Below are 9,589 nucleotides of genomic sequence, written 5' to 3'. Positions count from 1 at the left end.
TGATGGCGTTCCTATGACGTTGAGATATCGGATTTTCATGACGTACACGCGCACGCGCGGCTTCACCATGATCGAACTGGTGGCCGTGATCGTGCTCGTCGGTATTCTGGCTGCCTTTGCCGCGCCGCGCTTCATCTCCAATGAAAGTTTCGATGCCCGCACCTTTGCCGACCAGAACATGAGCATGCTGCGCTATGCGCAAAAGCTGGCGATCGCGCAGAACCGGCCCGTGTTTGCTGTACTCAGCGCCAACCGCATTGCCCTGTGCTTCAATACCGCTTGCGACGAGGCCAACCGCGTGCTGGCGCCGGCCGGCGCCAATTCCGGCAGCAGCGCGACCGTGGCGCAATGCGGCGCGCCCGCCACCTGGTTTTGTGAAGGCCGGCCGAATAACGTCAGCTACACCATGCTGCCAGCCTATCCCGTGTTGTATTTCAATGCTCTCGGACGGCCTTTCCTGAACGGGAATGTCGATCCGGTGTCGACATTCGCGGGCCTGAATATCGAGATTGCGGGCGGCGGCAACACGCGCAATGTGGTCGTCGAAGCGGAGACCGGCTATGTCCACTAGCCGCAAGTGCGCGCCGGCGAGTGCGCAACGTGGCTTCACCCTGATCGAGCTGACGGTGTTTATCGTGATCGTCAGCGCGGCCGTGCTGGGCGTGCTGCGTGTGATCAGCTTTACCACCGCCAACAGCGCCGACCCGCAGCTGCGCAAGCAGGCGCTGGTGCTGGCCGAATCGATGCTGGAAGAAGTACAACTGGCGCGCTATACCTTTTGCAACCCGATTCAAGACCCGGCGGCCGAGACGGCCGCCAATGTTGCTGGCTGCGCCGTGCCGCAGAATGTGGGCGCCGCGCCGTCGACCCCTGATCGGCCCTATTACAATGTGACCGATTACGTGCGGGCTTTCAATACGCCGGTGGCATACCCGAAGGATGCGTCCGGTATCGATTTTCCGGCCGGCTACACCGTGACGGTGGCGGTCGCGCCCGAGGCGGCGCTGGGGCCCGCCGGTGCTCAAATCGCGCCGGTCAACGCCACGCCGGCCAACCTGGACGCGCTGCGCATCACGGTGGTGGTCACGTACGGCGGCAACCAGGCGATTACCCTGGTCGGCTACCGCACGCGCTATGCGCCCAATCTGATATGAGTCGCCTGCATTTGCGCCGCACGCGCGGCTTTACCATGGTCGAGCTGGTGGTGGTGATCGTCATCCTCGGCATCGTGTCGAGCATGGTGGCGGTGTTTGTCACCGTGCCGGTGCGCAGCTATATCGATACTGCCGCGCGTGGCGAGCTGGCCGATATCGCCGATACGGCCACGCGCCGCATCGCGCGCGACGTGCGCCTGGCACTGCCCAACAGCGTGCGGGTCGATTCCACCGGCCGCTACCTGGAGCTGCTGCTGACCAAGACCGGCGGGCGCTACCTGTCCGTCAACGACAATACGCCCGGCAATGTGCTGGCCTTCGATACCGATCCGGCGCCGGCCACGCCCGCCAATGTCTTCACCATCGTCGGCGCCGCACCCACCGGTGCGCAGGCCATCGTGCCCGGCGACTTTATCGTGGTCAACAACCTCGGTGGCGGCATGCCACCCGTCGATGCTTATTTTTGCAATGGCAAATGCAACCGGGCCACGGTGTCGGCCGTCAACGGCACCAATATTACCCTGGCCGCCAATCCGTTCCTGGTCAGCGATCCGGCCACGCTGTCGATACCGTCGCCGGGCAACCGTTTCCAGGTGGTGACGACACCCGTCACCTATTTCTGCGCACCCGATGGCAATGGCGGCGGCACCCTGCGGCGCTTTTCCGGCTATGCGATCGGGCCGAACCAGCCGGTCAATGCGGGCGCCGCGCCGCTGAGCAATGCGCCCGTCAGCGCCTTGCTGGCAGGCCGGGTAAACGAATGCCGATTTATTTTCACCGAACTGGCCAACGTCCAGCGCGGCCTGGTGTCGATCAGCCTGGTGCTGGGCACGGCCACCAGCAGCAGCGGGCAGATCGCGCTGCAACAGCAAGCACAAGTCAACAATACGCCATGAAGACCAGATTTCAATGCCAGCGCCAGCGCATTTGCCGTCCAGCCCGCGGTTTCGGCATCGTCACCGCCGTATTCCTGCTGGTGGTGCTGGCCGGACTGGGCGCCGCGCTGGTCAACCTGACCACGGTGCAGCACACTACGTCCTCGCTCGATATCCAGGGTGCGCGCGCTTACCAGGCGGCGCGCGCCGGCATCGAATGGGGCTTGTTCCGCCAGTTGCGCAACAACAATTGCGCTGCCAGCAGCAGCTTCGTGGTGCCGGCCAATGGCTTTACGGTGACCGTGCAATGCATCCTGACCGTCGGGCCCGGCGCCTTGCAGCGCTTCCAGGTGGTGGCGGTGGCATGCAACCAGCCGGTGAATGGCGACTGTACGGCCACCGCGACCAGCACCAGCAGCGATTACGTGCGGCGCAGCTTGCAGGCGGAGTTCTAAGTAACCCCCAATAAATTCTTGTGATTTCTGACTTCCATAAGCGGCGTTCTGCAAGATGGCCGACGAGGCTTGCCTGCTGCTAGCAGTGCTCGCACTGCGTCGCAACCGGCGCCTTGCATAGCATCCGTTCTGTTCGTCATAACTTCACAATCATTTCCTGGCGATTACTTAGCAAGTTGGCGCAAGTGCTTGATTATCCGTGGTCTTTTCGCGAATATTTATTGTCAATTATTAATTTTTTAGCCTGCAACGCAGCGCGATGAATTAAAATTGACTCAATACATTATTCTGGTGGCAACATCGCCGTCGGTACTTTTGATCGTGGATTGGTGGCATGGCTTTATTCGCAAGAGCAAAAAAACGGGAGGGCTTGCTGGCGACGGCATGGACGAACGAGGGCGTGTGCGCCGCGCTCGTGCAGCTGCGTACCGGCGACAAGCCCCAGGTGAAAGCCGTGCTGTGGCATGCGGGCGCAAAACTGGCGGCGGCACCGGCTCCGGCCATGGAAAAGCTGAACAAGGAAATGCAGGCCGCGTCCTACCGTTGCAGCACCTTGCTGGGCGCGGCCGACTACCAGCTGCTGTCGCTCGAAGCGCCCAATGTGCCAGCCGAGGAACTGAAGACGGCGGTGGGCTGGCGCCTGAAGGATATGCTCGATTTTCCTTTGGCGGACGCCACCATCGACGTGTTTGACATACCGCCTGACCAGAATGCGCCCGTGCGCGGCCAGTCGGTGTTTGCCGTGGCGGCCAGAAATGCTGCCGTGGCCCAGCGCCAGGGCAACTACGCGGCCGCGAAGATAGCCTTGTCGGTGATCGATATTCCGGAAATGGCGCAGCGTAATATTGCCGCGTTGCTGGAAACGCCGGGGCGTGGCCTGGCCATGCTGTCGTTCGACGGCGATGGCGGCTTGCTGACAGTGAATTTCAATACCGAGTTGTATCTGTCGCGCCGCATCGACGTCAAGCTGACCCAGCTGGCCGAAGGCAGCGACGATCAAAAACAGCAGTATTACGACAAGATCACGCTGGAATTGCAGCGCTCGTTCGACCATTTTGACCGCCAGTTTCACTTCATTAATGTGATCAAGCTGATACTGGCGCCGACCGGCACCGACGGCCTGCACGGCTACCTGGCCGACAATCTGTATATGCCGGTCGAGGTGCTGGACCTGTCGGCCGTGTTCGACCTTGCTGGCCTGGCGCCACTGCAGGATGCGGTTGGCCAGGCGCGCTTTTTCCTGACCCTCGGCGCGGCGCTGCGCCAGGAAGCGGCCGCGCCATGAGCCAGCAGATCAACCTGTTCAATCCCGCTTTCGAAAAACGCAAGCAGGTGCTGGCGGCGGCCACGATGGCCCAGGGATTGGGGCTGATCGTGCTGCTTGGTGCCGGCCTGTACTGGTATGGCGCACGCCAGGTGGGCCTGCTTGAAGTTGCTGCGGCGCAATCGAAGCTGCTGCTGGCCGAGCGCGAGGCGCGCCGCGCCAAGGTGGCGGCCGAGTTTCCCGCGCGCCTGAAAGACCCGGCCGTCGGCCAGGCGCTGGCGCAGGCCGAGGCCGATCGCACCGCCTTGCTGGAAGCACAAAAAATCCTCGCCGGCGGCGCCTTGGGCAACACGCAAGGGTATTCATCCTATTTTCGCGCCTTTGCCCACGCCAGGGTCGACGGCTTGTGGCTGACCGGCGCCAGCATCACGGGCGTGGGCGGCCAGGTCGGCTTGCAAGGCCGGGCCTTGCGGCCGGCGCTGGTGCCGGCGTATATCAATGCGCTGGGCCACGATCCTGTGCTGCGTGGAAAATCGTTCGCGCGGCTCGATATCGCCGCCAGCTTGCCGAAAACGCCGGCCGATGCCGCAGCCCCGCCAGTCGCCGCAGCCCCGTCGGTGCCGCTGTCGGCCTTGCCGGCCCTGGCCAACCTGCCGCCCGGGACATTGCCGGCGCCAGCCGTGGGTGCACCAGCCGCAGCGCCGGTGGCGCCGGCCGCCCCGCGCCTGCCTTTGTCGTATGTGGAATTTGATTTGCAATCGAAGGCTGCGCCAGCCGAAGCGGGAGGCCCGGCACCATGAAAGACCAAAGCTTGAAACAGGGCTGGCACAAGCTGGCCGCCAGACTCGACGCCCTGACCCTGCGCGAGCGCGTGATGGGATTTGGCGCCGGCGCCGCGCTGCTGATTTTCCTGCTGTTTTCGCTACTGCTCAATCCCCTGTTTGCGAAACAGAAGATGCTCAATGAAACCATCGCCCGGCAACAACAGACGATGGCCACCATCGATGCCGAGATCTTGCTGAAAATACGCGGCAACAGCGTCGATCCCGATGCGCAGGAGCGCCATTCGCTCGAGCGCCTGCGTCAGGAAATGACCGGCCTGGGCACCACCTTGCGCACGGCCCAGAGCGGCCTGGTGGCGCCGGACCGTATCGTGTTCCTGCTCGAACGGTTGCTGCGCCAGCATGCCAGGCTGCGCGTGGAGTCGCTCAGGACGCTGCCTTCCGCGCCGGCGGGCACTGCCGCCGCCGCCGCGCCGGTGGCGGGCGCGGTACCGCCCGCGCCAGGAGCTGCCACGCCAGCCGCATCCCTCATCAAAACCTCGCCGCTGCTGTACCGCCATGGCGTGGAGGTGGTGCTGCGCGGCAGCTATATCGATATGGTCAACTACATGGAAGCGCTCGAGGCGATGCCGACGCGTGTTTTCTGGGGTGACGCCAGGCTGGAAGTGGAACAGTACCCCGACGCCAGCCTGCGCCTGACCCTGTTTACCCTGAGCCTGGATGACAAATGGATTTCACTTTGAAGGTGGCGGCGCTGGCCCTGCTGGCGGCCTTGTTGCCGCAGGCAATGGCGCAAGGACTGGTCGACCCGACCCGTCCGCCCGATGCGCCGCTGCCCGGCAATCAGGCCGGCGCCATCGACAGGCGCGTCGCGCCGCAGCTGCAATCGGTACTGGTGGCCAGCAGTGGGCGCCGGGTGGCGGTCATCGACGGGCGCACGGTGCGTGTCGGTGACAAGGTGGGCGCGGCCAGCGTGGCCGCCATCGGCGACACGACGGTGTCGCTGCAGCGTGGCAAGAAGATCGAAACCATCCGGCTGTATCCGCAAGCGGCAGGGCAAAACAAGGCAGGGAAGAAGCAAATTCATGCATATTAATCAAGACAAGGCCAGCATGTTCAAGTTAACCAGAATGGCCGCCGCGCTGGGCCTGTCCGCCAGCCTGTGCGCCTGCGTCGCGCCGGCCCAGCGCGATACCTATGATGCGATCAAGGCGCAGGTGGCAAGCGCCGGCACCACCACCAGCGCCGCGACGCAGTCGGACGCGGTCGACAACGCGCTGCTGCCGCCCGTCTCCGCTTTGGCCAGCCAGCTGCCCAAGGCGCGCGCGGTGCTCGACGAGCGCTTCAACGTGGCGTTCAACAATGTCTCGGCGCGCCAGTTCTACAATTCGATTGTCACCGGCACGCGCTACAACATCCTGGTCCATCCCGATGTGCAGGGCAATGTCTCGGCCAACCTGAAGGACGTGAGCCTGTTCGAGGCGCTCGACGCCGTGCGCGAGATGTACGGCTACGATTACAAGGTCGACGGCACGCGCATTTCGATCCGGCCACTGACGATGCAGACGCGCATGTTCCAGGTCAATTATCTGACCGGCAAGCGCAAGGGCAGCTCCAACCTGCGCGTATCGTCCACGTCCGTCAACAGTGTCGGCAGCAGCAGCAGCGGCCAGAGTTCGGGCGGCGGCAACAACCAGTCTCAGTCGCAGCAGCAACCGGGTCAGCCAGGCCAGGGCGGGCAGGGGGCGGTGCAGGACAGCGCCAACGTCAGCACCAGTTCCGACAGCGATTTCTGGAAGGAACTCAAGGAGTCCCTGGTCGCCATCGTCGGTGGCGACGCCGATGGCCGCAAGGTCGTGCTCAGTCCACAGTCGGGCGTGGTGGTGGTGCGGGCCATGCCGGAAGAACTGCGCAATGTCGACGCCTATCTGAAGGCGACGCAATTGTCGGTCGACCGCCAGGTGATCCTGGAAGCGAAAATCATTGAGGTCGAACTGAACGACAACTTCCAGACCGGCGTCAACTGGGCCTCGTTTGCCTCCATCAAGAGCGGCCACGCCAACCGTATTTCGACCGGTTTCCTGGCGCCCGGCAGCAGCCTGGCGCCGCTGCCGTTCGCCGGCGGCCAGCCGCCGGCCATGGCCAATGGCGCCAGCGGCATTTCCGCCAGCACCGGTTTCGGCCTCAGTTCGGCGGCCAACGCGGCCGGCTCCATGTTCGGCCTGGCGCTGCAGACCAGCAATTTTGCCGCCATGATTTCCTTCCTGGAATCGCAAGGCAGCGTGCATGTGCTGTCGAGTCCGCGTATCGCCACCATGAACAACCAGAAGGCCGTACTGAAGATCGGCACCGACGAGTTTTTCGTCACGGGCGTGAGCACCACCGTCACCTCGACCGGCACCAACGGCGGCAACACCTCCAGCCCCAACGTCACCTTGCAGCCTTTCTTTTCCGGCGTGGTGCTCGACGTGACACCGCAGATCGACGAGAACGGCAATATCATTTTGCACGTGCATCCGTCCGTCAGCCAGGTCACCACCGTCACCAAGGATGTCGACCTGGGCAGCGCGGGGTCATTGAAGCTGCCGCTGGCCGCGTCGAGCACATCCGAGATGGACAGCATGGTGCGCAGCCAGGATGGCCGCATCGTGGCGATCGGTGGCCTGATGCGCCAGTCGACCACCAATGACCGCTCGCAGGTGCCGGGCGCCGGCAATGTGCCGCTGCTCGGCGCGCTGTTCCGCAATACCGGCCAGGTAGTGCAGAAGCGCGAGCTGGTGGTGCTGATCAAGCCGACCATCGTCGAAGGCGCCAACAGCTGGAATGCCGACCTGCTCGATTCGGGCAAGCGCATCGAGGCGCTCGACCCGCGCCGTCCGGCGGAGCGGCCTTAAATGTACCAGGCCCATTTCGGCTTGCGCGAGGCGCCGTTCGGCCTCACGCCCGATACCAGTTTCTTCTTTAACGGCCCGCAGTCGCAAAAGGCGCTCAACACCTTGCTGGTGGCGGCGCGCAATGGCGAGGGCTTTATCAAGATCACCGGCGAAGTGGGCACCGGCAAGACTTTTTTGTGCCGCAAGTTCATGCAGTCGCTGGGGCCTGACTTTGTCACCGCGTATATTCCGAATCCCAACCTGCCGCCGCAGGCGCTGATTCTGGCGCTGGCCGATGAATTGTCCGTGCTGCTGCCGAAAGACGCCGACCAGCATCAGCTGCTCAAATCGATCAACCTGCGCCTGCTGAACCTGGCGGCGCAGGGCAAGCATGTGCTGCTGTGCCTGGACGAAGCGCAGGCGATTCCCCTCGACAGCCTCGAAGCGTTGCGCCTGTTGACCAACCTGGAAACGGAAAAGCGCAAGCTGCTGCAGATCGTGCTGTTCGGCCAGCCGGAGCTGGACGCCAAGCTGGCGCGCCCCGAGATACGCCAGCTGGCCCAGCGCATCACCTTTCACTACGACCTGGGGCCGCTGTCGCGCGACGATGTCGAGTTCTACGTGGCGCACCGCCTGCGCGTGGCCGGCTTTGACGGCGCGCGCCTGTTCAGCCGTGGCGCGGTGGCGCGGCTGTATGTCGCCAGCGGCGGCATCCCGCGCCTGGTCAACATCATGGCGCACAAGGCGCTGATGGTGGCCTATGGCGAAGGGCGCCAGCAAGTCAGCCGCAGCCACGTGGCGCTGGCCGCCAGCGACACGGTGGCCAGCAAGGCGCCCTGGCGCGCGCGCTGGCCCTGGCTGGCCGGCGCCGGCGTGCTGGCCGCCTGTACCCTGAGCTGGACCTTACTGAACCGATGAGACGAGATTGTAGATGAGCCTGATTAACAAGATGTTGCAAGATCTCGATGCGCGCAGCAAGGATGGCCATGGCCAGGGTGCCGACACGGGTGGCATCCGCTCGGTGCCGGAACGCGAGCGCGGCCTGCCGCGCGCGGCCGTGCTGGGCGGTGCGGCCGGCCTGACGGCGATTGCCATCGCGCTGGGCTGGCTCTACCTGAAGCGCCCGGCAGTGCCGCCGGTGCTGGTGAATGTGGCGCAAGCGCCGGTGGTTGTTCCGGCGCCGGTTCCCGTTCCCGTTCCCGTGCCGGTTGCTGTGCCCGAGCCTGTTGCAGTTGCCGCGCCCCAGCCTGAACCCGTCGCCGAAGCTGCCGCTGCCGCACCGATGGCGCGCGAACTCAAGGCAAGCGAACCGCGCCGCGTGGCGCCCAGGCCAGTGACGGCAGCGGTTGCCAGGCCGGCGCCCGTCATCAGCGAAAAAATCATCGAAGGCAAGCAGGTCACGCCGCAGCAAAGCATCGACAATACCTGGCGCCGCGCGCTGGGCGACTTGCAGGACGGCCGCGTCGACGAGGCCATCGTCGGCCTGCAGCGCACCCTGCAGCGCGATCCGCGCCACCAGGGCGCGCGCGAAACGCTGGTGCGCCTGCTGCTTGAAGCGCAGCGCCCCGACGACGCCATGCGCCAGCTGCAGCAAAGCCTGGCGCTGGACCCGAAACAGCCGGCCCAGGCGATGATGCTGGCCCGCTTGCAGCTCGACAAAGCCGGTGGCGGCGCGGCCGCGCTCGACACCCTCAAGCGCAGCCTGCCGTTCGCCGCCGACCACCTCGACTACCGCGCCTTTCTGGCCGGCGTGCTGCAGCGCGAACAGCGCTACCATGAAGCGGCCGAACAATACCAGCTGGCGCTGCAGGCCGCGCCCGACAACAGCGTCTGGTGGATGGGGCTGGGGATCGCCTTGCAGGCCGACAATCAACTGGCGCAGGCGCGCACGGCATTCGAGCGGGCGAAAGGCTTGCAGACCCTGTCGCCGCAATTGCAGGCCTTTGTCGAGCGCAAGCTGGTGCAGCTGGCGGCGGCTGGAAAATAAGACGCGCCATGGCCCTGTGCTTCAATCTGGCGCATGGAAGGAAACCGCTGTGTTGACGGTGCGCAGGGCCTGGCGTACGGCCGAACGATAGGCTCGACATGCGGATAATCAGGCTGCTTTGTATCCTCGTCGCATGCATGGCGTCGATTGCGGTGGTGAAATGGGGCATGCATGAAATGCGGCTGGACCGGTGCCTGGA

11 protein-coding genes are annotated in these 9,589 nt (G+C 64.5%); all 11 read left to right on the top strand.

The features are described from left to right. Positions 1 to 13: 13 nt before the first annotated feature. The 11 genes from ASR47_RS28205 (at position 14) to ASR47_RS17795 (ending at position 9,390) form a co-directional block, all read left to right on the top strand. Positions 14 to 571: a pilus assembly FimT family protein gene (locus tag ASR47_RS28205; RefSeq protein ID WP_082989001.1), complete on the top strand. Its 558-nt coding sequence runs from the start codon at positions 14 to 16 to the stop codon at positions 569 to 571. Next, complete coding sequence (locus tag ASR47_RS17840; protein WP_065309124.1) at positions 561 to 1,154, top strand: prepilin-type N-terminal cleavage/methylation domain-containing protein; 594 nt, start codon at positions 561 to 563, stop codon at positions 1,152 to 1,154. Before ASR47_RS28205 ends, ASR47_RS17840 begins: the two co-directional genes overlap by 11 nt. After that, positions 1,151 to 2,050 (top strand): prepilin-type N-terminal cleavage/methylation domain-containing protein, encoded by a 900-nt coding sequence (locus ASR47_RS17835; protein WP_065309123.1) that lies wholly within the window; start codon positions 1,151 to 1,153, stop codon positions 2,048 to 2,050. Before ASR47_RS17840 ends, ASR47_RS17835 begins: the two co-directional genes overlap by 4 nt. Continuing rightward, positions 2,047 to 2,484, top strand: a complete 438-nt coding sequence (locus ASR47_RS17830) for a pilus assembly PilX N-terminal domain-containing protein (protein ID WP_065309122.1) — start codon at positions 2,047 to 2,049, stop codon at positions 2,482 to 2,484. Before ASR47_RS17835 ends, ASR47_RS17830 begins: the two co-directional genes overlap by 4 nt. A 334-nt stretch (positions 2,485 to 2,818) precedes the next feature. Next, positions 2,819 to 3,769 (top strand): agglutinin biogenesis protein MshI, encoded by a 951-nt coding sequence (locus ASR47_RS17825; RefSeq protein ID WP_065309121.1) that lies wholly within the window; start codon positions 2,819 to 2,821, stop codon positions 3,767 to 3,769. After that, positions 3,766 to 4,548 (top strand): MSHA biogenesis protein MshA, encoded by a 783-nt coding sequence (locus tag ASR47_RS17820; protein ID WP_065309120.1) that lies wholly within the window; start codon positions 3,766 to 3,768, stop codon positions 4,546 to 4,548. The genes ASR47_RS17825 and ASR47_RS17820 overlap by 4 nt, the downstream gene beginning before the upstream one ends. Further along, entirely contained in the window at positions 4,545 to 5,273 is a 729-nt protein-coding gene (locus tag ASR47_RS17815; protein ID WP_150127860.1) for a type II secretion system protein GspM, read from the top strand. The genes ASR47_RS17820 and ASR47_RS17815 overlap by 4 nt, the downstream gene beginning before the upstream one ends. Then, the gene (locus ASR47_RS17810; protein ID WP_065309119.1) at positions 5,258 to 5,626 is read left to right on the top strand and encodes a hypothetical protein; all 369 of its coding nucleotides are present in this window, start codon (positions 5,258 to 5,260) and stop codon (positions 5,624 to 5,626) included. Before ASR47_RS17815 ends, ASR47_RS17810 begins: the two co-directional genes overlap by 16 nt. Beyond that, positions 5,616 to 7,424 carry a pilus (MSHA type) biogenesis protein MshL gene (gene mshL, locus ASR47_RS17805; protein WP_245714394.1) on the top strand — a complete coding sequence of 603 codons (1,809 nt, stop codon included), beginning with the start codon at positions 5,616 to 5,618 and terminating at the stop codon, positions 7,422 to 7,424. Before ASR47_RS17810 ends, mshL begins: the two co-directional genes overlap by 11 nt. Next, positions 7,425 to 8,321 carry an ExeA family protein gene (locus tag ASR47_RS17800; RefSeq protein ID WP_065309118.1) on the top strand — a complete coding sequence of 299 codons (897 nt, stop codon included), beginning with the start codon at positions 7,425 to 7,427 and terminating at the stop codon, positions 8,319 to 8,321. 13 nt (positions 8,322 to 8,334) lie between these two features. Then, positions 8,335 to 9,390, top strand: a complete 1,056-nt coding sequence (locus ASR47_RS17795) for a tetratricopeptide repeat protein (protein WP_065309117.1) — start codon at positions 8,335 to 8,337, stop codon at positions 9,388 to 9,390. Positions 9,391 to 9,589: the final 199 nt, after the last annotated feature.

The sequence above is a fragment of the Janthinobacterium psychrotolerans genome (assembly GCF_001677885.1).
Classification (GTDB): Bacteria; Pseudomonadota; Gammaproteobacteria; order Burkholderiales; family Burkholderiaceae_D; genus Janthinobacterium; species Janthinobacterium psychrotolerans.
The sequence above is the reverse complement of the archived record's forward strand: the minus strand, read 5'-3'. Positions and strand labels throughout refer to the sequence as shown.

Bases quoted from the DNA above. Each gene is read 5' to 3' on its own strand.
- ASR47_RS17840 (WP_065309124.1), top strand. From the start codon at position 561: ATGTCCACTAGCCGCAAGTGCGCGCCGGCGAGTGCGCAACGTGGCTTC.
- ASR47_RS17815 (WP_150127860.1), top strand. From the start codon at position 4,545: ATGAAAGACCAAAGCTTGAAACAGGGCTGGCACAAGCTGGCCGCCAGA.
- ASR47_RS17835 (WP_065309123.1), top strand. From the start codon at position 1,151: ATGAGTCGCCTGCATTTGCGCCGCACGCGCGGCTTTACCATGGTCGAG.
- ASR47_RS28205 (WP_082989001.1), top strand. From the start codon at position 14: ATGACGTTGAGATATCGGATTTTCATGACGTACACGCGCACGCGCGGC.
- ASR47_RS17820 (WP_065309120.1), top strand. From the start codon at position 3,766: ATGAGCCAGCAGATCAACCTGTTCAATCCCGCTTTCGAAAAACGCAAG.
- ASR47_RS17795 (WP_065309117.1), top strand. From the start codon at position 8,335: ATGAGCCTGATTAACAAGATGTTGCAAGATCTCGATGCGCGCAGCAAG.
- mshL (WP_245714394.1), top strand. From the start codon at position 5,616: ATGCATATTAATCAAGACAAGGCCAGCATGTTCAAGTTAACCAGAATG.
- ASR47_RS17810 (WP_065309119.1), top strand. From the start codon at position 5,258: ATGGATTTCACTTTGAAGGTGGCGGCGCTGGCCCTGCTGGCGGCCTTG.
- ASR47_RS17800 (WP_065309118.1), top strand. From the start codon at position 7,425: ATGTACCAGGCCCATTTCGGCTTGCGCGAGGCGCCGTTCGGCCTCACG.
- ASR47_RS17825 (WP_065309121.1), top strand. From the start codon at position 2,819: ATGGCTTTATTCGCAAGAGCAAAAAAACGGGAGGGCTTGCTGGCGACG.
- ASR47_RS17830 (WP_065309122.1), top strand. From the start codon at position 2,047: ATGAAGACCAGATTTCAATGCCAGCGCCAGCGCATTTGCCGTCCAGCC.